Here is a 21620-nt window from a genome sequence, read left to right on the forward strand (position 1 = left end):
CATGACGACCAAAGAGTCCCCAAGCGATCTGATTCGCGCGCAAGACCTCAAAGCGTTCGATGTGTGGACGCTGCCCAGCTTCGACCCAGATGTTCCTGAGCCCGAGCCTGCTGCTCTTGAGCCGGAGCCAGAGCCGGTCACCGAAGAGGTGCAGGCTGAAATCGAAGAAGTGCCAGTTGAGCAAGTCAAACCCTTGACGCTGGAAGAGTTGGAGGCCATCCGTCAGGACGCCTACAACGAAGGCTTTGCCACCGGTGAGAAAGACGGCTTCCGTGCCGGACAGCTCAGGGCCAAGCAGGAAAGCGAGGCTGCGCTGACGACTCGTCTTATGGCTCTGGAAACCCTGATGGCGCATCTGTTTGAGCCGATCGCTACGCAAGATCAGGATGTTGAAGAGGCGATGGTCGGGCTGGTTGAACATATTGTTCGCGAAGTCATTCAGCGTGAGCTGGAAATCGACTCTACGCAGATCCGTCAGGTGCTCACTGAAGCACTCAAACTGCTCCCGATGGGGGCAGAAAACATCCGCTTGTTCGTCAACCCGCAGGACTTTGACCTGATTAAGGCGCTGCGCGAGCGGCAGGAAGCGCACTGGCGAATTCTTGAGGACGCCTCACTGATGCCGGGCGGTTGCCGGGTTGAGAGTGAAGTGAGCCGCATTGATGCTACGGTGGAAACCCGCCTGGCTCAGGCCATCAAACAGTTGCTCGACCAGAAGCGCGAGCACCGCACCAATCCGCTTGATGCGGATATGGAGATTGAGCTGGACGACGCTGACTCAGCCCTGCCAGACGATGAGGACGAGCCGGATGCGCCTTGAGCGGACCAGCTACGTCAAACGCATGTTTGGCTACATGGATGCCGTGCAGTTGCCAGCCCAGCCTGTAGTGGAAGGGCGTCTGCTGCGCATGGTTGGCTTAACCCTTGAGGCCGAAGGTTTGCGCGCCGCATTGGGCAGCCGCTGCCTCGTGATCAACGATGACACCCATCATCCGGTTCAGGTCGAAGCGGAAGTGATGGGCTTTTCCAGCGGAAAGATCTTCCTTATGCCGGTCGGCAGCCTGGCAGGCATCGCGCCCGGCGCGCGAGTTGTGCCGCTGCCAGATACCGGACGCTTGCCGATGGGTATGTCGATGCTTGGCCGCGTACTGGATGGCGCGGGGCGTCCGCTGGATGGTAAAGGCGGGATGAAGGCCGAAGATTGGGTGCCAATGGATGGGCCAACCATTAACCCGCTTAATCGTCACCCAATCAGCGAGCCGCTGGATGTCGGTATTCGCTCCATTAACGGTTTGCTGACGGTTGGGCGTGGTCAGCGTCTGGGCCTGTTTGCCGGTACTGGTGTCGGTAAGTCGGTGCTGCTGGGCATGATGACGCGCTTTACTGAAGCGGAAATCATCGTAGTCGGGCTGATCGGTGAGCGGGGCCGCGAAGTTAAAGAATTTATTGACGAGATTCTCGGAGAAGAGGGCATCAAACGCTCCGTTGTGGTCGCCTCACCAGCCGATGATGCGCCGCTGATGCGCCTGCGTGCTGCGCAGTACTGCACACGCATCGCCGAGTATTTCCGCGACAAGGGCAAGAATGTCTTGCTGCTGATGGACTCCCTGACACGCTACGCCCAGGCCCAGCGGGAAATCGCTCTGGCCATTGGCGAGCCGCCTGCGACTAAAGGCTATCCGCCTTCCGTATTTGCCAAACTGCCGAAGCTGGTGGAGCGTGCTGGTAATGCGGAGGCGGGCGGCGGTTCGATTACTGCGTTCTATACAGTGCTGTCCGAAGGTGATGACCAGCAGGACCCAATCGCTGATGCCGCGCGTGGGGTATTGGACGGTCACTTTGTGTTGTCCCGTCGTCTCGCTGAGGAAGGTCATTATCCGGCGATTGATATTGAGGCTTCGATTAGCCGGGTTATGCCGCAAGTGGTCAGCCCTGATCACCTGCGTCAGGCTCAGCGCTTTAAGCAGCTGTGGTCGCGTTATCAGCAGAGCCGCGATTTGATCAGCGTTGGTGCTTATGTGCCTGGTGGTGATCCTGACACCGATCTGGCCATTGCCCGCCAACCTGCCATGGTTACTTACCTTCGCCAGGGCCTGCATGACAGTGAAAGTCTGGCAGCGTGCCAGGCCATGTTGGCTTCAACCCTTAATCCGCAAGCACCGGGTAGCTGATAAATGTCCAAAGGTCGGGCGGCGCGGTTGGCCCCTGTGGTTGAAATGGCGGAGAAGGACGAGCGCGATGCGGCGGCCTTGCTGGGGCGTTGTCAGGGGCAGTTACAGCAGGCCGAAATGCAGCTGGGCGATCTGGAGCGCTATCGCGGCGACTATCAGCAGCAGTGGATGACGGAGGGCCAGCACGGTGTATCCGGGCAGTGGTTGATCAACTACCAGCGCTTTTTGTCACAACTGGAAACCGCCATTGGCCAACAGCGCAACAGTGTGGAATGGCACCGATCCAATGTGCTCAAGGCTCGGGAGGCTTGGCAGCAGCGCTATGCCCGGCTTGAGGGGCTGCGCAAGCTGGTCAAGCGCTACCTGGATGAAGCCCGCATGGCTGAAGATAAGCGCGAGCAGAAACTGTTGGATGAGTTGTCGCAGCGTTTGCGCCCGCAAAACACCCACGACTGAGCCAAGCCTCAGTAAGCGCAAGACGCACAGTGGCGTGTACATGGAGTTTTCAGGGGGGCGGCGGCATAATCAACGCTTCAGCCAAGAGGGTTAGGGTGTGTCCGCTCGCCACATTGATCATGAGACGTTGAGAGTCCTGCAGGATGTTCTGGAGGATGAGTATCCGCACTTGCTTGAGGCTTACCTCAGTGACTCAACGGCGCGCCTGGATCAGCTGCGCCAGGCCTTGCGGAACAATGATGCAGAAGCTCTCTGGCAGACCGCACACAGCTTTAAAGGCAGCAACAGTAATGTTGGCGCGCCCTTGCTGACGGAGTTGTGCCTGCAACTGGAAACTGCGGCACGAGCTTGCCAGATGAATCGCGCTGGAGAGTTGCTGGAGCAAGCTGAGCGCGAGTTTGAGTTGATCCATTCCCTGATCAGGGCCGAATTGCAGCTATTTGGTGCCTGACGTTCAGTTTCTGCATTCTCGCTTTGCAAGTTGGCCCGGTCCTTGCTCTGTCATGAGCATAATCCACTTGTACGGAGAGTATGCATGTCCGTTGCTCCCGATCTGCTGCTGAACTCAGCCGCAGAAATCAAAACCCGCAGTGCTCCTTCCCAGAGTGCAGCCAAAGCCGCCGGGCCCAGTCAGAAAGAGGCTTCCAGCTTCTCTGACGTGTATGCCAAAGAGCGTCAGGCACAGGCTGCTGAGCGTCGCGACGCCACGGCCAAGCAGGCGCGTGAGGCTGAGGCGGGTGATTCCGCAGTCAAAGAACCAGCGCCGCAGGCTGATGCCGTGACGGAAGAAATTGCCGACAGCGGCAATGACTTGCCGGATGAAAGCCAGGACACCGCTGCGATTGACCCGTTACTGCTGTTTGGCGTGGGTACTGACACTGCGGACAATAGCTTGACGCAGGCGTCTGAGGGTGACGTTTTATTGGCTAACCCTTCCTTGCTAAGCTCAGGGCCGGCGACGTTGACCGAAGCTAGCTTTGATGCCGATCAAGATGCGCTGAACCAATTACAAGCGGTGCGCATGGCGTTGAACATCGGAGCGCAGTCCCAAGAGCAAGTTCTCAAGGGAGCTGTTTCCACTGATGCTACGGCAGAAAGTCTACTCGGCAGCCAGATCGTGAGTGATGAAGCGATCAGCGAAGGTGACACGTTGTTGGGCGATTTGGAGTTGCAGGGGCTTACCGGCAAATCGCTGGAGGCGTTGAAAGAGGGCACTGCGAACAACTCGCAGGAAAACTTCATTAGCAAACTGAGCGCCCTGAGCCAAGCGGTGACCCAGCAGGCTTCTGCCGCGCGCGGCCCGGTCGTTGGCCAGCCTGTTGCCATGCAGCAAGGTGGCTGGAGTGAGGCTGTGGTTGATCGGGTCATGCTGATGTCCAGCCAGAACCTGAAAACCGCCGAGATTCAACTGGACCCGGCGGAGCTCGGACGCTTAGACATTCGCATCAGCGTGAACCAGGATCAGAGTCTGATTACATTCGCCAGCCCGCATGCCGGTGTGCGCGAAGCACTGGATTCGCAAATGTATCGCCTGCGTGAAATGTTCGCTCAGCAGGGCATGGGCCAAGTCGACGTGAATGTTTCTGATCAGTCGCCCAACCGCGGCTGGCAAGGCCAGGAAGAGCAAGCAGATGGTGGTTCGCGAGGGCGCGATGGCAATGGTGGTGTGGCGGGTGTTGATGAGTCTGCTCAGGGTTCGGCAGTGGAGTCAGCTGCACACTTGACACAGCGTGCCCGCAGTTTGGTGGATTACTACGCCTGACCGACGGTATTACTTAATCAGAGCGCTGTAGTTGCACTTCGCTCTGTTCTAAACTGCGAATCGCCCGTTCCAGTGCATGGAGCGGGCGATTTTGTTTGTGAGATGGCGATAAACTATCACGGCTCCAGATGGCCTGTTTGGCAGGTCATGACGCATTTGGGCAGGTTTGCTGAAAGACTGGCATAACACTTGCTCTTATCCCATTGAAAACGGATACAACTCCGAATAGCGACGGATTATTGGCATGGCAAAGAAAGGTGCAGCGCCTAACCCCGTGGGCAACGATCAGCCCGCCGGCAAATTTAAGCTGATCATTCTGATCGTGATCGCTGTGTTGGTGGCGATGGCATTGTCGATTGGCGGAACCTGGTTCTACCTCAGTAAGAAAGGTGACGCTGCCGAGGCCTCACCAGCTGAGAGCACTGCGCCAACCGCCGCACCGATTAAGCAGCCAGCCATTTATGAAGAGCTGGCTCCAGCATTTGTGGTGAATTTTAACCACGAAGGCCGCGCCCGTTATATGCAGGTCAGTGTGGCCTTGATGGCCCGCGACAAGGCAGCGCTGGATGCGCTGAAAGTACACATGCCGGTACTGCGCAATCGCTTGGTTATGCTGTTTGGTAATGCGGATTTCGGCGCATTAATGAGTGCGCCGGGCAAAGAATTGCTGCGCCAGCAGGCCACGGTTAGTGTGCAGGAGCTGGCGCAAAAGGAGACCGGTAAGGTGACGGTCGAACAAGTGTTGTTTACTAATTTCGTTTTGCAGTAATCAGGAGCCCTGTATGGCTGTGCAAGACCTGCTTTCCCAAGATGAAATCGACGCGCTTCTGCACGGCGTCGATGACGGCTTGGTCGAAACCGAGGACGATGCCGAACCGGGCAGTGTCAAACAGTATGACCTGACCAGTCAGGACCGAATTGTCCGGGGGCGCATGCCGACCCTGGAGATGATCAACGAGCGTTTCGCTCGTTACACCCGCATCAGCATGTTCAACCTGCTGCGCCGCTCGGCGGATGTGGCGGTGGGCGGCGTGCAGGTGATGAAGTTCGGTGAATACGTGCACTCGCTGTACGTGCCGACCAGCCTCAATCTGGTCAAGATGAAGCCGTTACGCGGTACAGCGTTGTTCATTCTGGACGCCAAGCTGGTGTTCAAGCTGGTAGACAACTTCTTTGGTGGTGATGGTCGTCACGCCAAGATTGAGGGGCGTGAGTTCACCCCGACCGAATTGCGCGTTGTGCGTATGGTGCTCGATCAGGCTTTCACCGACCTGCGTGAAGCCTGGCATGCGGTGATGGATATCAACTTCGAGTACGTCAACTCGGAAGTGAACCCGGCGCTGGCTAATATCGTCAGCCCAAGCGAAGTAGTGGTGGTTTCCACCTTCCACATTGAGTTGGATGGCGGTGGTGGTGACCTGCACATCACCATGCCGTATTCGATGATCGAGCCGATCCGTGAAATGCTCGATGCCGGCTTCCAGTCTGACGTCGATGATCAGGACGAGCGTTGGATCAAGGCCCTGCGTGAAGACATCATGGGTGTCAGTGTGCCGCTGGGCGCCACCATCGCACGCCGCCAGCTCAAGTTGCGCGACATCCTGCATATGCAGCCCGGCGATGTGATTCCGGTCGAGTTGCCTGAAGACATCATCATGTGCGCCAACGGCGTGCCGGCCTTTAAGGTCAAGTTGGGTGCACATAAAGGCAATCTGGCCTTGCAGGTGCTCGATCCGGTCGAGCGTCAGCGCTAATTTTTTATCCCATTCAACGCCAGCCGAGGAAAGACCATGGCAGACGAAAATCAGAACGAAGGCACTTCCGCCGAACAGGCGTTAGCCGATGAGTGGGCAGCCGCATTGTCAGAAGCCGGCTCGCCGGCCAGTCAGGACGACATTGACGCCATGCTGGCCGCCAGTGATCCGATTCCGGCACCACCGCGTGCGCCGATGGAAGAGTTCAACAGCTCGCCAAAATCCAACGTGCCGGCGAATCTTGAGGGCCCGAATCTGGATGTGATTCTGGATATCCCAGTTTCCATTTCCATGGAAGTGGGCAACACCGACATCACCATCCGCAACCTGCTGCAGCTTAATCAGGGCTCAGTCATTGAGTTGGATCGTCTGGCCGGTGAACCGCTGGATGTACTGGTTAATGGCACCTTGATCGCCCATGGCGAAGTGGTGGTGGTTAACGAAAAATTCGGTATTCGCCTGACTGACGTAATCAGCCCGAGCGAACGCATCAAGAAGCTGCGTTGATCATGCGTAAGTGGATTCTTGCCAGCCTGTTGCTGCCCCTGAGTGCGTTTGCCGCGCAGCCTGCCGTACAGCCTGCGCCGAGCAGTGATATGAGCAGCCAGCTCGGGCAGATGCTATTAGGCCTGCTGCTGGTGATCGGCCTGATCTTCGCTCTGGCCTGGATGATGCGCCGTGTACAGCGCATCGTGCCGCGTGGCGGCCAAGTAATTAAAGTACTGGCGACTCAGCCACTGGGCCCACGTGATCGTCTGCTGCTGGTGCAGGTAGGCTCAGAGCAGGTTCTGCTGGGCTTTACCCCAGGCAACATCACCACCTTGCATGTGCTCAAAGAGCCTGTGCACCTGCCAGACACCGAACCTGCGACCGGGGAGTTTGCTCAGCGCCTGATGGAGCTGCTGGGCAAGGATCAGAAGGACAAGTCTTGATGAGTGCGCTGCGCCTGTTGCTGTTGCTGCTTGTATCGTTGGCTGCGCCGTTGGCGCTGGGGGCTGATAACCCACTGTCGATTCCGGCCATTACCCTGAGTACGGATGCAGAAGGGCAGCAGGAGTATTCAGTTAGCCTGCAAATCCTGATGATCATGACGGCGCTGAGTTTCATCCCAGCGTTCGTCATGCTGATGACCAGCTTCACCCGCATCATCATCGTGTTTTCAATTCTGCGTCAGGCGCTGGGCCTGCAGCAGACGCCGTCCAACCAGATTCTGGTGGGCATGGCGTTGTTTCTGACCATGTTCATCATGGCCCCGGTATTCGATGAGATTAACCGCGATGCTTTGCAGCCCTACCTGAACGAGCAGTTGCCTGCACAGGAGGCGATTCGCAAGGCAGAGTTGCCGATGCGCAACTTTATGTTGTCGCAGACCCGCGAGAGCGATCTTGAACTGTTCGTGAGGTTGTCCAAACGTACGGATATTGCCAGCCCTGCCGAAACACCGCTGACTATCTTGATCCCGGCATTTGTTACCTCAGAGCTGAAAACCGCGTTTCAGATCGGTTTCATGATCTTCATTCCGTTTTTGATCATCGACATGGTGGTGGCCAGCATCCTTATGGCGATGGGTATGATGATGCTCTCGCCGCTGATCATTTCCCTGCCATTCAAGATCATGCTGTTTGTCTTGATTGATGGTTGGGCGCTGATTATGGGCACGCTGGCTGCCAGCTTCGGAGGAACCTGACGATGACCCCGGAAGTTGCTGTCGATATTGTCCGTGAAGCGTTGTGGCTGACCTCCATGATCGTTGCGGTCATGGTCGTGCCGAGCCTGCTGGTGGGCTTGGTGGTGGCGATGTTTCAGGCGGCCACGCAGATCAACGAACAGACCTTAAGTTTTTTGCCCAGGTTACTCGTCATTCTTCTGGCGCTGATCTTTGCCGGCCCCTGGCTGGTGCGTCAGCTGATGGAGTACACGCAAAACCTGATCATGAACATTCCCATGCTGATCGGCTGACATGCTGGAGCTAACCAACGCGCAGATCGGGGCCTGGGTCGGCAGTTTTATCCTGCCGCTGTTCCGCATCAGCGCTTTGTTCATGTTTATGCCGCTTATCGGTACGCAACTGGTTTCCGCGAGGATTCGGTTGTACCTGGCGTTGGCCGTTTGTGTGGTGATCGTACCGACGCTGCCACCGATGCCGCAGGTGGATGCCATCAGCCTAAAAGCCATCTGGTGGATCGCTCAGGAAGTGCTGATTGGCGCGATGATGGGCTTCGCCCTGCAGTTGTTGTTTCAGGTTTTCACCATTGCCGGTCAGATTGTGGCAATGCAGATGGGCCTTGGTTTTGCCTCCATGGTCGATCCGGCTAACGGTGTGAGCGTGCCGGTTATTGGTCAGGCCTTCATGATTCTGGTGACCCTGCTGTTTCTGGCCATGAATGCCCATCTGGTGGTGTTCGAAGTCTTGGCCGAAAGCTTTGTCACCTTGCCGGTTGGCAGTGGTTTTCAGGTTGAAACCTTCTGGGGAATCGTCACCCGCTTGGGGTGGGTGATCGGCGCGGCGCTGCTGCTGGTGCTGCCCGCTATCACCGCACTGCTGGTCATCAACTTGGCGTTTGGTGTGATGACTCGCGCGGCACCACAGCTGAATATCTTTTCCATCGGTTTCCCGCTTACGCTGGTGCTGGGCCTGATCATCGTTTGGTTGGGTATGGCCGATATCCTCAGTCAGTATCAAATCTTCGCCACCGAGGCCCTGCAATTCATGCGTGACCTGGTAAAGGTTAAGTAAGCCATGGCTGAGTCTGAAAGCGGTGCCGATAAGAGCGAGGAACCCACGGAGAAACGCCTGCGCGAGTCCCGTGAGAAAGGCCAGATTGCCCGTTCCAAAGAGCTCAATACGCTGGCGGTAACCCTGGGTGGCTTTGGCGGCATGCTGGCCTTTGGTGGCAGCATCGGCAAAGCCATGTTGGACATCATGCGCGGCAATTTTGAGCTCAGCCGCGAAGTCATCATGGACGAAAACAGCATGGGCCTGTGGCTGGCAGCCTCCGGGCAGGTGGCCTTGGAAGCTTTGTTGCCACTGCTGGTGTTGCTGCTGATTGTCTCAATCGTCGGGCCTATTTCGTTGGGGGGGTGGCTTTTTTCAGCAGAAGCACTGATGCCGAAATTCAGCCGGATGAACCCGTTGGCCGGGCTTAAACGCATGTTTTCCATGCAGGCACTGGTCGAGCTGTTAAAGGCGCTGGCGAAGTTTCTGGTGATTCTGATCGTGGGTGTCAGTGTCCTGTCGTCCTGGCAGGGCGACTTGCTGGCCATTGCCCATGAGCCGATTGAGATGGCCATCATTCACTCAATGATCATTGTTGGCTGGAGTGCATTGTGGATGTCCTGCGGGCTGATTCTAATTGCTGCGGTGGATGTGCCGTTCCAGCTCTGGAGCACTAAGCAGAAGCTGATGATGACCAAGCAGGAAGTGCGCGACGAATACAAGGACTCTGAGGGTAAGCCGGAAGTTAAATCACGCATTCGGCAGTTGCAGCGGGAGATGGCCAACAGCCGCATGATGCAGGCTGTGCCTGAGGCTGATGTGGTGATCACCAACCCGACGCACTTTGCGGTGGCGTTGAAATACGACGCTGAAAAAGGCAATGCGCCGATTCTGCTGGCCAAAGGTGGCGACTTCACGGCACTGAAAATTCGTGAGATCGCCAACGAACACAAGGTTATGGTGCTGGAGTCGCCGGCATTGGCGCGGGCGGTTTATTACTCCACTGAGCTGGATCAGGAAATTCCCGCAGGCCTGTATCTGGCAGTTGCTCAGGTCTTGGCTTACGTTTATCAGCTGCGTCAATACCAGGCCGGTAAAGGCAAGCGTCCCGGGTCTTTGCCTGATCTTCCAATCCCGCCGGATCTGCGTCGTGACGAATAATTACGCAGCCTCAAATTGCTGAATTCAGTCTGATTTTTGCCTGTTTGGCAAAGTTGGAAGGTTTCTTGCAGATCCCCAGTCAAAAGGCGCATCAGCGTCAAAAGTTTGATAGGGCTGGGGTATGGCAGTGGCATTCGATCGTGGACAACTGGTAAGTGATGCTCGCAGCAATCTTGCGGGCTTGCGGCATGGCAATCTGGGGATTCCATTGCTGCTGCTGGTCATGCTGGCCATGGTCATGCTGCCGGTGCCTCCGTTCCTCCTGGACGTGCTGTTCACTTTCAGCATCGCGTTGTCGATTGTGGTTCTTCTGGTCGCCATCTACGCGCTGCGTCCGCTCGATTTCGCAGTTTTCCCTACTGTATTGCTGGCAGCTACCTTGCTGCGCTTGGCGCTTAACGTCGCTTCTACTCGGGTGGTTTTGCTGCACGGCCAAGATGGCCATGACGCTGCCGGTAAGGTAATTCAGGCCTTCGGTGAGGTGGTGATCGGCGGTAACTACGTGGTCGGTATTGTGGTGTTTGCGATCCTGATGATCATCAACTTCGTGGTGGTCACCAAAGGTGCCGGGCGTATCTCAGAAGTCAGCGCGCGTTTCACCTTGGATGCGATGCCAGGCAAGCAGATGGCGATTGATGCTGACCTTAACTCTGGGCTGATTGATCAGGCTGAAGCCAAAAAGCGTCGTACTGAAGTGGCGCAAGAAGCGGATTTCTATGGCTCTATGGACGGTGCCAGTAAGTTCGTCCGCGGTGATGCTATTGCTGGTCTGCTCGTCCTCTTCATCAACCTCATTGGTGGTATTGCCATTGGTGTGCTGCAGCACGACCTGTCTTTTACTGACGCCGGCAAGATTTACACCCTGTTGACCATCGGTGACGGTCTGGTGGCACAGATTCCATCTCTGCTGCTGTCCACTGCTGCTGCAATCATGGTGACCCGCGTTTCCAGTTCGGAGGACATGGGCGCTCAGGTCAACCGTCAAATGTTTGCCTCGCCTCGTGCGCTGGCGGTGACTGGTGCGGTGATGATCGCCATGGGCCTGGTGCCGGGCATGCCGCATGTGCCGTTTATTGGTCTGGGCCTTATCGCTGCCGGTGCCGCGTACTGGATTGCCAATAAGTCGCGTAAAGCCAAAGAAGAAGAGGTTAAAGAAGCCGCGCGCCAGCAAGAATTGCTTCCGGCCCAGCGTGCTCAGGAAGTCAAAGAGTTGGGTTGGGATGACGTGCAACTGGTGGACATGGTTGGTCTGGAGGTGGGCTACCGTTTGATTCCTCTGGTTGACCGCAACCAAGGTGGTCAGCTGTTGGCGCGTATCAAAGGCGTACGTAAGAAGCTGTCGCAGGAAATGGGCTTTCTCATGCCTTCGGTACACATCCGCGACAACCTCGATTTGCAACCCAACGGTTATCGCTTGACGCTGATGGGTGTGAGTGTGGCTGAGGCCGAGGTTTATCCGGAGCGCGAGCTGGCGATCAACCCGGGCCAGGTGTTCGGGCCTCTTAACGGTATTGCGGCGCAGGACCCAGCGTTTGGTCTGGAGGCAGTGTGGATTGAGCCTAGTCAGCGCGATCAGGCGCAGTCTCTTGGCTACACCGTTGTGGATGCCAGTACCGTGGTTGCCACTCACCTCAATCAGATTCTGCACAAACACGCCCACGAACTGCTCGGCCATGAAGAAGTGCAGCAGTTGATGAGTCTGCTGGCTAAGAGTTCGCCGAAGCTGGCTGAAGAGCTGGTGCCGGGCTTGGTGTCGCTGTCGACGCTGCTCAAAGTGCTGCAGGCGCTGCTGCAGGAGCAGGTGCCCGTGCGCGACATCCGCACCATTGCCGAGGCCATCGCGAATGTCGCTCCTAAGAGTCAAGATCCCGCCGCGATGGTGGCGGCTGCCCGTGTCGCACTTTCCCGTGCAATCGTGCAAAGCATTGTGGGACTAGACTCAGAGCTGCCTGTGATCACCTTGGAACCAAGGTTGGAACAGATTTTGCTGAACAGTATCCAGAAGGCCGGACAAGGCTCCGAGGATGGCATCCTCCTGGAGCCGGGAATGGCCGAAAAGCTGCAGCGTTCGTTGATCGATGCAGCCCAGCGCCAGGAAATGCTCGGCAAACCAGTGATTCTGTTGGTAGCCGGTCCGGTGCGGGCGATGCTCTCACGATTCGCGCGGTTGGCAGTTCCGAGTATCCACGTGTTGGCATACCAGGAAATCCCGGATAACAAGCAAGTCACCATCGTTGCGACGGTAGGACAGAACTAATCGAGGTTACAGGCCATGCAGGTCAAACGTTTTTTCGCAGTCGATATGCGCACCGCTATGAAACTGGTACGCGATGAGCTGGGTGCTGACGCCTCGATTATCGGCAATCGCCGGGTCGCTGGCGGCGTTGAGCTGACCGCTGCGCTGGATTATCAGGCCCCGCCAGTGCCGGCGCGTCAGGCTAACCCTGCCCTGGAAGCCGAGCTGCGCAAGACCCAGGCGAAAATTGCAACGGCCCATGCGGAGCTGACCACTCGCGCTACCGTCAACGTCAGTAAGGATCGTCAACTGTTTGGCGCAGAGCTGCCGAATGTTCAGGCTGATCAGCTTGCCGAGGCCCTGCGCGGTAAACCTGCTGCCCCGGTCGCTGCTACCGCTGCGCCGGTGGATCAGAACGCATTGGATGCCATGCGCTACGAACTCAACGGCCTGCGTGAGCTGATCGAAGTGCAGTTGGGTTCCATCGCCTGGGGGCAGGTGCAGAGCCGTAAGCCGCAGCAAGCCAATCTCTGGCGTCGTCTGCAGCGTATGGGGGTTCCCGCTGAGTTGGCCAAAACGCTGCTGGAGCGCGTGGCCTCCATCGCTGAGCCACGTCAGGCCTGGCGTATGCTGCTGGCCCATTTAGCCCACAGCATCAAAACTCCGGAGCAAGAGCCTGTGGAAGAGGGCGGCGTAATCGCGTTGGTCGGCCCTGCCGGGATGGGCAAAACCACCACATTGGCGAAATTGGCCGCCCGTTATGTGCTCAAATATGGCTCGCAAAATATCGCGCTAGTGAGCATGGACAGCTATCGTATCGGTGCTCAGGAGCAGATCAAGACGCTCGGCCGCATTCTGGACGTGCCAGTGACGCTGGTCGATCCAACGCAATCACTGACTCAGGCGCTGGCTCCGTTGGCACGTAAGCGTGTGGTGCTGATCGATACAGCGGGTCTGCCGGTTAATGATCCAGCGTTGCGTATGCAGCTCGAAGCGTTGGCCAGTCGCGGTATCAATGCAAAAAATTATCTGGTTATGGCCGCTACAAGTCAGGGCCAAGTGCTCAAAGCGGCCTACCATAGTTATAAGCGTTGCGGCCTTGCAGGCTGCATCATTACCAAGGTCGATGAAGCGGTCAGCATGGGTGAAGTTTTAGGGCTGGCAATTAGCCAGTCTCTACCGGTAGCCTATCTCACTGATGGGCCGAGAATTCCAGATGACTTGCAAGTTCCACGCAGTCATCAACTGGTTAGCCGTGCAGTTGGACTGCAGGCCAGCCAGGACCCGAGCGAGGATACAATGGCTGATATGTTTGCTGGTCTGTACCAACAGCCTGCACGACGAGTTGGTTAAATCCCGGTCAGGGTCAAGATCCAGATCAGAAGGCCTGGTGGCCCAGTCGAAGTTAGACAAGGTGTGTGAAAAATATGGGTATGCATCCCGTACAGGTGATTGCGGTGACCGGCGGCAAAGGTGGCGTCGGCAAAACCAACGTGTCGGTAAATCTGGCATTGGCGCTGGCCGATCTCGGCCGTCGGGTCATGCTGATGGACGCGGACTTGGGTTTGGCCAACGTCGATGTGCTGCTTGGGCTTAACGCTAAGCGCACTTTGGAAGATGTGGTAAATGGCGAGTGCGACTTGCGCGACGTGCTGCTGCAAGGGCCAGGGGGCATTCGCATCGTACCGGCTGCGTCCGGTATTCAGAGCATGGTGCAGCTTTCGCCCATGCAGCATGCTGGCCTGATTCAGGCGTTCAGTGACATTAGCGACAATCTCGATGTGCTGATCATCGACACGGCCGCTGGTATCGGTGACGGTGTTGTCAGTTTCGTCCGCGCAGCCCAGGAAGTGCTGGTTGTGGTGTGCGATGAACCGACTTCGATTACCGATGCCTACGCGCTGATCAAACTGCTCAACCGTGACCACGGCATGACCCGCTTCCGGGTGCTGGCCAACATGGCTCACAGCCCGCAGGAAGGGCGCAACCTGTTCGCCAAATTAACTAAAGTCACTGACCGCTTCCTTGACGTCGCTCTGCAGTACGTAGGTGCAGTGCCGTACGACGAAGCTGTACGCAAGGCAGTACAAAAGCAGCGCGCAGTGTATGAAGCTTTCCCCCGCTCGAAATGCGCGCTGGCATTCAAGGCAATCGCACAGAAAGTAGATGCTTGGCCGCTGCCGGCCAACCCGCGTGGGCACCTGGAATTTTTCGTTGAGCGATTGGTACAGCAGCCGGTAACGGATTCTTCGATATGACAGTAGCGTCGGGTCTTCGTATGTACAGTAAAGCGCAGGCTCAGGACTCCAAATATCAGTTGATCGAACGCTATGCGCCGTTGGTAAAGCGTATCGCCTATCACCTTTTGGGGCGTTTGCCTGCTAGCGTGCAAGTCGATGATCTGATTCAGGCCGGGATGATCGGCCTGCTGGAAGCGGCGCAGAAATACGATGCTGGCAAGGGCGCCAGCTTCGAAACCTTCGCTGGAATTCGTATCCGTGGCTCGATGTTGGACGAGGTGCGCAAGGGGGATTGGGCGCCGCGTTCGGTACACCGTAACAGCCGTATGGTCAGCGATGCCATTCGTAAAGTTGAGGCCAGAACAGGCCGCGACGCTAAAGATCAGGAAGTTGCTGCCGAACTCCAATTGAGTCTCGAAGATTACTACGGCATTCTTGGCGACACTTTGGGCAGCCGTTTGTTCAGTTTCGACGACCTATTACAGGATGGCGAACACGGCGGACTATCCGAAGACGCCAGCAACAACAGCCACGAACCTTCGCGAGATCTGGAAGATGAGCGTTTTCAGGCAGCCTTGGCAGATGCCATCGCTAACCTGCCGGAGCGCGAGCGGCTGGTCCTTGCACTGTATTACGACGAAGAATTGAACTTGAAGGAGATCGGCGAAGTGCTGGGTGTGAGCGAATCCCGCGTCAGCCAGCTACATAGCCAATGTGCCGCGCGTTTACGTGCTCGGCTGAGCGACTGGCGCGCGCATTGAACGAAGCCGGTTTCACGATTAAAAGCGCATACACACAGTTGGGTGCGTTTGGGACTGTACGGAGGTCGACTTGGACAAGAATATGAAAATCCTCATCGTTGATGATTTCTCTACGATGCGACGGATCATTAAGAACCTCCTGCGTGACTTGGGGTTCACCAACACCGCAGAAGCGGATGATGGCACCACTGCGTTGCCGATGCTGCAAAGCGGCAATTTCGACTTTCTGGTGACGGATTGGAACATGCCGGGCATGACCGGTATTGATCTGCTGCGTGCGGTGCGTGCGGATGATCGTCTGAAGTCCATGCCGGTCTTGATGGTGACTGCAGAGGCCAAGCGCGATCAGATCATTGAAGCGGCTCAGGCTGGCGTAAACGGCTATGTAGTTAAACCGTTCACCGCACAGGTTCTGAAAGAGAAGATCGAAAAGATTTTCGAACGGGTTAACGGCTGAGGTTCGGCATGAGGGTGCTATGGAATACAAAGACTCCGTGCAAGGCGAACTTGAGTCGACCTTGAAGAAAAATGCCCGCCAACTGGTTGAGAGCCTCGAGCAAGGCAAGTTTGGCGACGCAGTTCAACTGATTCACGAGCTGAACAAGGCACGCGACCGTGGTCTGTACCACGAGGTCGGTAAATTGACGCGTGAGCTGCACAACGCCATCGTCAACTTTCAGATTGACCCACGGGTTCCGTACGCCACTGAAATTTCCCAGATCACGGATGCGACCGAGCGCCTCAACTACGTGGTGACGATGACTGAGAATGCAGCCAATCGCACCATGGACCTGGTTGAAGAAAGCGCCCCTGTGCTTAATGGCATTGCCGATGAGGCAAAAAGCCTGAGCGATGATTGGGGCCGTTTTATGCGCCGTGAAATGAACGCTGACGGCTTTCGTGATCTGGCCAAACGGGTTGAACAATTTCTGGCACGCAGCGTGCGTGATAACCAGACCGTCTCCAGCAATCTCAATGACATTCTGCTGGCTCAGGACTATCAGGACCTGACCGGGCAAGTCATTAAGCGGGTGACACAACTGGTGACCGAGGTTGAGCAAAACCTGCTGAAGTTGGTGATTATGGCCAGTCAGGTCGACCAGTTTGCTGGTATCGAGCACAACTACGAGTTGATTCGCGCCGAGCAGGAACAACAAAAAGAACCTTCCAAAGGTGAAGGTCCGCAGATTAATGCCGATAAGCGTGAAGACGTCGCGTCCAGTCAGGACGATGTTGATGATCTGCTTTCTAGCCTAGGATTTTAGGAGCAACCCTTATGAGCTTTGGCGCCGATGAAGAAATCCTCCAGGACTTTCTGGTGGAGGCCGGCGAGATTCTTGAACAACTGTCCGAGCAGCTGGTAGAGCTGGAGAGTCGTCCGGACGACATGGATCTGCTCAATGCCATCTTTCGCGGTTTTCACACCGTCAAAGGTGGTGCGGGTTTTCTCCAGCTCAATGAGCTGGTCGAATGCTGTCACATTGCAGAAAACGTTTTTGACATCCTGCGTAAGGGCGAGCGCCGTGTCGACTCGGCCCTCATGGATGTGGTGCTGGAAGCACTGGACGCAGTTAATGGCATGTTCACCGAAGTGCGTGAGCGTACGGACCTGACCCCGGCTTCACCTGCGCTGCTGGAAGCATTGGCACGCCTTGCCAAGCCTGGCAATGCAGAAGAATCCGCTGCGGTTGAAGAGACTGTGGTGGAGCCGGAGCCACAGCCGGAACCTGTAGCTGAGGTTTCTTCCGCCGACATTACTGACAGCGAGTTTGAGCAGCTGCTAGGCGCGCTGGATGAGTCCGCCAGCCAGGCTGCCGCCGCCGCTGGCGATGATGAGATCACTGATGACGAGTTTGAGTCGCTGCTGGATCAACTGCACGGCAAAGGTCAGTTTACGCCCGAAGCAGTGACGCCCGTTGCAGATGCTTCCGCTACCGCTGCGGGAGGTGATGAAATCACTGACGATGAATTCGAGTCGCTGCTGGATCAGTTACATGGCAAGGGACAATTCTCGCCTCAGGTGGTAGCACCTGTTGCTGAGCCTGCCGCTGAATCTGCTGCAAGCACCGGTGGTGATGAAATCACTGACGACGAATTCGAAGCGCTGTTGGATCAGTTGCATGGCAAAGGTAAGTTTGGTGAGGCTGAGCCTGCTAAAGCTCCTGCAGCCCCTGTTGCTGCTAAAGCACCAGAGCCGGTCAAAGCTGTGGAACCTGCCAAGCCTGCTGAACAACCCAAACCAGCAGCGAAGCCTGTTGCTAAGCCTGCTGCCGCCAAAGAGACCCCGGCCAAGGCTGCAGCACCTGCGGCTGATAAAGCTGCGCATGCGACCGAGGCTGAAACCACAGTCCGTGTAGACACCGCGCGCCTCGACGAAATCATGAACATGGTCGGCGAGCTGGTACTGGTACGTAACCGCTTGGTGCGTCTGGGCGCCAGCAGCTCGGATGAAGCCATGTCCAAAGCTGTGTCAAACCTTGATGTGGTTACGGCTGATCTGCAAACCGCGGTGATGAAGACCCGCATGCAGCCAATCAAGAAAGTCTTCGGTCGTTTCCCGCGTTTGGTGCGTGATCTGGCGCGTAATTTGAAAAAGGAAATCAACCTCGAGCTGGTTGGTGAAGAGACTGACCTGGATAAAAACTTGGTTGAGGCGCTGGCCGATCCGCTGGTGCACTTGGTGCGTAACGCGGTTGACCACGGTATCGAAACACCGGACGAGCGCGAGGCGTCCGGCAAGTCTCGCAGCGGCAAGGTCGTGCTGGCTGCCGAGCAGGAGGGGGATCACATCCTGCTGACTATCTCTGATGATGGTAAAGGGATGGATGCCAATGTTCTGCGTGCCAAGGCTGTTGAGAAAGGCATGCTGGATAAGGACGCCGCAGAGCGGTTGAGCGATTTCGAGTGCTATAACCTGATTTTCGCCCCGGGCTTCTCTACCAAGACTGAGATTTCCGACGTGTCTGGCCGTGGTGTCGGCATGGACGTGGTGAAGACCAAGATTTCCCAGCTTAACGGCACGGTTAACGTGTATTCGAGCAAAGGGCAAGGCTCGAAAATCGTCATCAAGGTTCCTTTGACACTGGCGATCATGCCGACGCTGATGGTCATGCTGGGTAATCAGGCTTTCGCTTTCCCGCTTGTGAACGTTAACGAGATTTTCCACTTGGATCTGTCACGTACCAACGTAGTTGACGGGCAGGAAGTGGTGATCGTACGTGACAAAGCACTGCCGCTGTTCTACCTCAAGCGCTGGCTGGTCAATGGCGCTAGCCATGAAGAGCAGGGCGAGGGCCATGTGGTTATTCTCACTGTTGGCAGTCAACGCATTGGTTTTGTCGTCGATCAACTGGTTGGGCAGGAAGAAGTGGTAATCAAGCCTCTGGGCAAGATGCTGCAGGGCACCCCCGGTATGTCCGGCGCAACCATTACAGGTGACGGCCGTATTGCCCTGATCCTGGATGTACCCAGCATGCTTAAACGGTACGCACGTCGTATGTGATTGTTTGCGGTGCAGGTATTAGTCGCACCGTTTGGGAGTATTTATGGTTGTTAAGGTGCTGGTAGTTGATGACTCCGGTTTTTTCCGTCGGCGTGTGTCGGAGATTCTTTCAACTGATCCGAATATTCAGGTCGTAGGGACAGCCACCAATGGCCGTGAGGCCATTGATCAGGCTCTCGAACTGAGACCGGATGTCATCACCATGGACTACGAGATGCCGACCATGGACGGCATCACGGCTGTGCGCAACATCATGCAGCGCTGTCCGACTCCGGTTCTGATGTTCTCCTCGCTGACTCACGAAGGCGCTCGGGTCACACTCGATGCGCTGGAGGCGGGGGCCGTCGACTTTCTGCCGAAGAACTTTGAGGATATTTCCCGCAACCCTGAAAGGGTCAAACAGCTGCTGTGCGAGAAGATCAACACGATTTCCCGCAGTAACCGCCGCGGACTGGGCTCTTCCCTGAGTGCAGCACCTGCGCCGGCGGCCCCCGGTCCGAGCAGCGCGCGCCCGGCGGTCCGGCCTACCCCTGGGGCAGCTGCTCCGCGAGCGGGCACGTCTGGCCCGGCGGCTCAGCCGCATGCCAGTTCATCCGCTCCGGCCAATAGTCCCGCTCCTAAGCGTAGGTCTTACAAGCTGGTGGCGATTGGAACTTCCACCGGTGGCCCGGTGGCGCTGCAGCGGGTGTTGACACAGTTACCCGCCAACTTTCCGGCTCCGATTGTGCTGATTCAGCACATGCCGGCAGCCTTTACCAAGGCTTTTGCTGAGCGTCTGGACAAACTGTGCCGGATCAGCGTCAAAGAAGCTGAGGATGGCGACGTGGTACGCCCCGGCCTTGCGCTGCTGGCTCCGGGGGGTAAGCAGATGATGATCGATGCCCGTGGTGTGGTGAAAATCCATCCCGGTGACGAGCGCCTGAACTACAAGCCTTGTGTCGACATCACTTTTGCCTCGGTGGCCAAGTCTTACGGGGATAAAGTCCTGGCGGTAGTGCTGACCGGTATGGGCGCTGATGGCCGTGAGGGTGCGCGTTTACTCAAGCAGGGTGGTAGTCAGGTGTGGGCGCAGGATGAAGCCAGTTGTGTGATTTACGGCATGCCAATGGCCGTGGTCAAAGCCAATCTGGCTGATGCGGTGTACTCGCTGGATGACATCGGACGCTATCTTGCGGAGGCCTGCTCCTGATGGATGTATTGAGCATTATCGGGGTCATCCTGGCCTTTGTTGCCATTTTGGGTGGTAACTATCTGGAAGGTGGCCATGTCTCCGCATTGCTCAATGGCCCGGCTGCACTAATTGTGTTGGGCGGTACACTCGGGGCTGCATTACTGCAGACCCCGATGACAGTCTTCAAGCGCGCGTTGTCCATCATCGGCTGGATTTTTTTGACGCCCCAGATTGATCTCTCCGGTGGCATCAATCGGGTTGTTGGCTGGAGCATGACTGCGCGCAAAGAAGGCCTTCTGGGGCTTGAGGCAGTAGCCGATTCCGAAGCTGATCCATATGCCCGAAAGGGCTTGCAACTGCTGGTCGATGGTGCAGAGCCTGAGGCCATTCGCAGTATTCTTGAAGTGGATTTGTACACCCAGGAAGCCCGTGATCTTCAGGCAGCCAGGGTTTTCGAATGCATGGGCGGCTATGCGCCCACCGTTGGCATTATTGGTGCGGTGATGGGGCTGATTCACGTCATGGGCAACCTGGCTGATCCGAGCATGCTCGGCAGCGGTATTGCTGTTGCCTTTGTCGCCACCATTTATGGGGTGGGGGTAGCCAACTTGCTGCTGTTGCCAATTGCCAACAAGCTCAAATCAGTCGTGCAGCGTCAGTCCCGATATCGGGAGATGCTGCTGGAAGGCATCCTGTCTATCGCCGAAGGGGAAAACCCGCGCTCCATCGAATTGAAGCTGCAAGGCTTCATGGATTGATGGGGAATCGCCATGGCTCGCAGACGCCAGCACGAAGAACATGAAAACCACGAGCGCTGGTTGGTGTCCTACGCGGATTTCATCACGCTGCTATTCGCCTTTTTTGTGGTGATGTACTCGATCTCCTCAATTAACGAAGGCAAGTACAAGATACTTTCGGACTCATTGACCGGCGTGTTTAGCGAGGCGGACCGCGCTATTAAACCGATTCCAGTGGGGGATGAACGCCCGCGTACCACAGAGCCGGACCGTTCACTGGTGGATGAAAACAGTTCTGCCAGCCAGGTTGATTCGCTTGAGAGGATTGCTAACAGTGTGAGGGAAGCTTTCGGCGATCTGATCAAGTCTGACCAGCTCAAAATCAGCGGCAGTGAAACCTGGATCGAAATCGAACTGAGTTCCAGCCTGTTGTTTGGCAGCGGCGACGCAATTCCCAATAACGATGCATTCGAGATCATCGAGCGGGTTGCCAAAATTCTGGCACCTTATGAGAACCCTATTCAGGTCGAAGGCTTTACCGATGATCAGCCGATTCAGACGGCCACATATCCCACTAACTGGGAACTCTCTACTGCCCGCGCCGCCAGCGTGGTGCGCATGTTGGCGATGGATGGGGTTAATCCCAGGCGTCTGGCCGCTGTAGGGTATGGCGAACATCAGCCGGTCACCGCTAATGACACACCGGAAGGCCGCGCTCGCAATCGCCGCGTGGTGCTAGTGGTCTCTCGCGACGTGGATGTGCGCCGCAGCCATATCAAGGCTGACGATACGCAGAGCAGCAAAGCACCGGCTGTACCCCAGGCTGGCACGCAATCTGCACCAGCGCCAGTTACAGCGCTCCCACAAGTGGGAGCCGTCAAATCACCGTCGCCGGTCCTCTAGGCAGGGCATTGATCTCGGTCTGGCATCCGCTGCACCGGGAGGATGAAAAC

General features: G+C 56.7%; 23 protein-coding genes. All 23 read left to right on the top strand.

Annotated elements, in window-relative coordinates; all coding sequences use genetic code 11:
* Position 1: 1 nt before the first annotated feature.
* The 23 genes from fliH to motD all read left to right on the top strand — a co-directional run bounded on the left by fliH (position 2) and on the right by motD (position 21570).
* Complete coding sequence (gene fliH, locus AO726_RS11735) at positions 2-820, top strand: flagellar assembly protein FliH (RefSeq protein ID WP_058068263.1); 819 nt, start codon at positions 2-4, stop codon at positions 818-820.
* The gene (gene fliI / locus AO726_RS11740; protein WP_058068264.1) at positions 810-2171 is read left to right on the top strand and encodes a flagellar protein export ATPase FliI; all 1362 of its coding nucleotides are present in this window, start codon (positions 810-812) and stop codon (positions 2169-2171) included. Before fliH ends, fliI begins: the two co-directional genes overlap by 11 nt.
* A gap of 3 nt (positions 2172-2174) precedes the next feature.
* Positions 2175-2627 carry a flagellar export protein FliJ gene (fliJ, locus tag AO726_RS11745; RefSeq protein ID WP_058068265.1) on the top strand — a complete coding sequence of 151 codons (453 nt, stop codon included), beginning with the start codon at positions 2175-2177 and terminating at the stop codon, positions 2625-2627.
* A 97-nt stretch (positions 2628-2724) separates the two neighbouring features.
* Positions 2725-3078 carry an Hpt domain-containing protein gene (locus AO726_RS11750; RefSeq protein ID WP_058068266.1) on the top strand — a complete coding sequence of 118 codons (354 nt, stop codon included), beginning with the start codon at positions 2725-2727 and terminating at the stop codon, positions 3076-3078.
* Positions 3079-3162: 84 nt separating this feature from the next.
* Positions 3163-4389 carry a flagellar hook-length control protein FliK gene (locus AO726_RS11755; RefSeq protein ID WP_058068267.1) on the top strand — a complete coding sequence of 409 codons (1227 nt, stop codon included), beginning with the start codon at positions 3163-3165 and terminating at the stop codon, positions 4387-4389.
* A gap of 244 nt (positions 4390-4633) precedes the next feature.
* Positions 4634-5158: a flagellar basal body-associated protein FliL gene (fliL, locus tag AO726_RS11760; protein ID WP_058068268.1), complete on the top strand. Its 525-nt coding sequence runs from the start codon at positions 4634-4636 to the stop codon at positions 5156-5158.
* A gap of 13 nt (positions 5159-5171) precedes the next feature.
* Positions 5172-6143 (top strand): flagellar motor switch protein FliM, encoded by a 972-nt coding sequence (gene fliM / locus AO726_RS11765; protein ID WP_058068269.1) that lies wholly within the window; start codon positions 5172-5174, stop codon positions 6141-6143.
* A gap of 36 nt (positions 6144-6179) precedes the next feature.
* Entirely contained in the window at positions 6180-6650 is a 471-nt protein-coding gene (gene fliN, locus AO726_RS11770; RefSeq protein WP_058068270.1) for a flagellar motor switch protein FliN, read from the top strand.
* Positions 6651-6652: 2 nt separating this feature from the next.
* Positions 6653-7075, top strand: coding sequence for a flagellar biosynthetic protein FliO (gene fliO, locus AO726_RS11775; protein ID WP_058068271.1), 423 nt, complete (start codon positions 6653-6655; stop codon positions 7073-7075).
* On the top strand, positions 7075-7830 hold the full coding sequence (fliP, locus tag AO726_RS11780; RefSeq protein WP_058068272.1) for a flagellar type III secretion system pore protein FliP: 756 nt from the start codon (positions 7075-7077) through the stop codon (positions 7828-7830). The genes fliO and fliP overlap by 1 nt, the downstream gene beginning before the upstream one ends.
* Positions 7831-7832: 2 nt before the next feature.
* Positions 7833-8102, top strand: coding sequence for a flagellar biosynthesis protein FliQ (gene fliQ, locus AO726_RS11785; protein ID WP_058068273.1), 270 nt, complete (start codon positions 7833-7835; stop codon positions 8100-8102).
* A 1-nt stretch (position 8103) separates the two neighbouring features.
* On the top strand, positions 8104-8880 hold the full coding sequence (gene fliR, locus AO726_RS11790) for a flagellar biosynthetic protein FliR (protein WP_058068274.1): 777 nt from the start codon (positions 8104-8106) through the stop codon (positions 8878-8880).
* A 3-nt stretch (positions 8881-8883) separates the two neighbouring features.
* Entirely contained in the window at positions 8884-10020 is a 1137-nt protein-coding gene (gene flhB, locus AO726_RS11795) for a flagellar biosynthesis protein FlhB (RefSeq protein WP_058068275.1), read from the top strand.
* A gap of 127 nt (positions 10021-10147) precedes the next feature.
* Positions 10148-12277: a flagellar biosynthesis protein FlhA gene (flhA, locus tag AO726_RS11800; RefSeq protein ID WP_446737425.1), complete on the top strand. Its 2130-nt coding sequence runs from the start codon at positions 10148-10150 to the stop codon at positions 12275-12277.
* 15 nt (positions 12278-12292) lie between these two features.
* Entirely contained in the window at positions 12293-13609 is a 1317-nt protein-coding gene (gene flhF / locus AO726_RS11805; protein WP_058068277.1) for a flagellar biosynthesis protein FlhF, read from the top strand.
* A 65-nt stretch (positions 13610-13674) separates the two neighbouring features.
* On the top strand, positions 13675-14514 hold the full coding sequence (gene fleN, locus AO726_RS11810; RefSeq protein ID WP_152987285.1) for a flagellar synthesis regulator FleN: 840 nt from the start codon (positions 13675-13677) through the stop codon (positions 14512-14514).
* On the top strand, positions 14511-15257 hold the full coding sequence (fliA, locus tag AO726_RS11815) for an RNA polymerase sigma factor FliA (RefSeq protein WP_082629126.1): 747 nt from the start codon (positions 14511-14513) through the stop codon (positions 15255-15257). Before fleN ends, fliA begins: the two co-directional genes overlap by 4 nt.
* An 82-nt stretch (positions 15258-15339) precedes the next feature.
* Positions 15340-15714: a chemotaxis response regulator CheY gene (locus AO726_RS11820; RefSeq protein ID WP_177330552.1), complete on the top strand. Its 375-nt coding sequence runs from the start codon at positions 15340-15342 to the stop codon at positions 15712-15714.
* Between the two features lie 19 nt (positions 15715-15733).
* The gene (locus AO726_RS11825) at positions 15734-16522 is read left to right on the top strand and encodes a protein phosphatase CheZ (protein WP_058068280.1); all 789 of its coding nucleotides are present in this window, start codon (positions 15734-15736) and stop codon (positions 16520-16522) included.
* A gap of 11 nt (positions 16523-16533) precedes the next feature.
* Positions 16534-18759: a chemotaxis protein CheA gene (locus AO726_RS11830; RefSeq protein ID WP_058068281.1), complete on the top strand. Its 2226-nt coding sequence runs from the start codon at positions 16534-16536 to the stop codon at positions 18757-18759.
* Between the two features lie 43 nt (positions 18760-18802).
* A complete protein-coding gene (locus tag AO726_RS11835; RefSeq protein ID WP_058068282.1) occupies positions 18803-19948 on the top strand; it encodes a protein-glutamate methylesterase/protein-glutamine glutaminase in 1146 nt (381 codons plus the stop codon).
* Positions 19948-20688 carry a flagellar motor protein gene (locus AO726_RS11840; protein WP_058068283.1) on the top strand — a complete coding sequence of 247 codons (741 nt, stop codon included), beginning with the start codon at positions 19948-19950 and terminating at the stop codon, positions 20686-20688. Before AO726_RS11835 ends, AO726_RS11840 begins: the two co-directional genes overlap by 1 nt.
* A 12-nt stretch (positions 20689-20700) precedes the next feature.
* Positions 20701-21570: a flagellar motor protein MotD gene (gene motD, locus AO726_RS11845; protein ID WP_058068284.1), complete on the top strand. Its 870-nt coding sequence runs from the start codon at positions 20701-20703 to the stop codon at positions 21568-21570.
* Positions 21571-21620 lie beyond the last annotated feature (50 nt).

Source organism: Pseudomonas sp. TTU2014-080ASC (assembly GCF_001446935.1).
Taxonomy (GTDB): domain Bacteria; phylum Pseudomonadota; class Gammaproteobacteria; order Pseudomonadales; family Pseudomonadaceae; genus Aquipseudomonas.

What these genes read in the sequence shown, in the direction of transcription:
- AO726_RS11830 (WP_058068281.1), top strand. Translation starts at nt 16,534, where the DNA reads ATGAGCTTTGGCGCCGATGAAGAAATCCTCCAGGACTTTCTGGTGGAG.
- fliI (WP_058068264.1), top strand. Translation starts at nt 810, where the DNA reads ATGCGCCTTGAGCGGACCAGCTACGTCAAACGCATGTTTGGCTACATG.
- AO726_RS11820 (WP_177330552.1), top strand. Translation starts at nt 15,340, where the DNA reads ATGAAAATCCTCATCGTTGATGATTTCTCTACGATGCGACGGATCATT.
- AO726_RS11840 (WP_058068283.1), top strand. Translation starts at nt 19,948, where the DNA reads ATGGATGTATTGAGCATTATCGGGGTCATCCTGGCCTTTGTTGCCATT.
- fliM (WP_058068269.1), top strand. Translation starts at nt 5,172, where the DNA reads ATGGCTGTGCAAGACCTGCTTTCCCAAGATGAAATCGACGCGCTTCTG.
- fliA (WP_082629126.1), top strand. Translation starts at nt 14,511, where the DNA reads ATGACAGTAGCGTCGGGTCTTCGTATGTACAGTAAAGCGCAGGCTCAG.
- fliJ (WP_058068265.1), top strand. Translation starts at nt 2,175, where the DNA reads ATGTCCAAAGGTCGGGCGGCGCGGTTGGCCCCTGTGGTTGAAATGGCG.
- AO726_RS11755 (WP_058068267.1), top strand. Translation starts at nt 3,163, where the DNA reads ATGTCCGTTGCTCCCGATCTGCTGCTGAACTCAGCCGCAGAAATCAAA.
- fliO (WP_058068271.1), top strand. Translation starts at nt 6,653, where the DNA reads ATGCGTAAGTGGATTCTTGCCAGCCTGTTGCTGCCCCTGAGTGCGTTT.
- fliL (WP_058068268.1), top strand. Translation starts at nt 4,634, where the DNA reads ATGGCAAAGAAAGGTGCAGCGCCTAACCCCGTGGGCAACGATCAGCCC.
- fliQ (WP_058068273.1), top strand. Translation starts at nt 7,833, where the DNA reads ATGACCCCGGAAGTTGCTGTCGATATTGTCCGTGAAGCGTTGTGGCTG.
- AO726_RS11825 (WP_058068280.1), top strand. Translation starts at nt 15,734, where the DNA reads ATGGAATACAAAGACTCCGTGCAAGGCGAACTTGAGTCGACCTTGAAG.
- AO726_RS11835 (WP_058068282.1), top strand. Translation starts at nt 18,803, where the DNA reads ATGGTTGTTAAGGTGCTGGTAGTTGATGACTCCGGTTTTTTCCGTCGG.
- flhB (WP_058068275.1), top strand. Translation starts at nt 8,884, where the DNA reads ATGGCTGAGTCTGAAAGCGGTGCCGATAAGAGCGAGGAACCCACGGAG.
- fliP (WP_058068272.1), top strand. Translation starts at nt 7,075, where the DNA reads ATGAGTGCGCTGCGCCTGTTGCTGTTGCTGCTTGTATCGTTGGCTGCG.
- motD (WP_058068284.1), top strand. Translation starts at nt 20,701, where the DNA reads ATGGCTCGCAGACGCCAGCACGAAGAACATGAAAACCACGAGCGCTGG.
- fliN (WP_058068270.1), top strand. Translation starts at nt 6,180, where the DNA reads ATGGCAGACGAAAATCAGAACGAAGGCACTTCCGCCGAACAGGCGTTA.
- fliR (WP_058068274.1), top strand. Translation starts at nt 8,104, where the DNA reads ATGCTGGAGCTAACCAACGCGCAGATCGGGGCCTGGGTCGGCAGTTTT.
- fliH (WP_058068263.1), top strand. Translation starts at nt 2, where the DNA reads ATGACGACCAAAGAGTCCCCAAGCGATCTGATTCGCGCGCAAGACCTC.
- flhF (WP_058068277.1), top strand. Translation starts at nt 12,293, where the DNA reads ATGCAGGTCAAACGTTTTTTCGCAGTCGATATGCGCACCGCTATGAAA.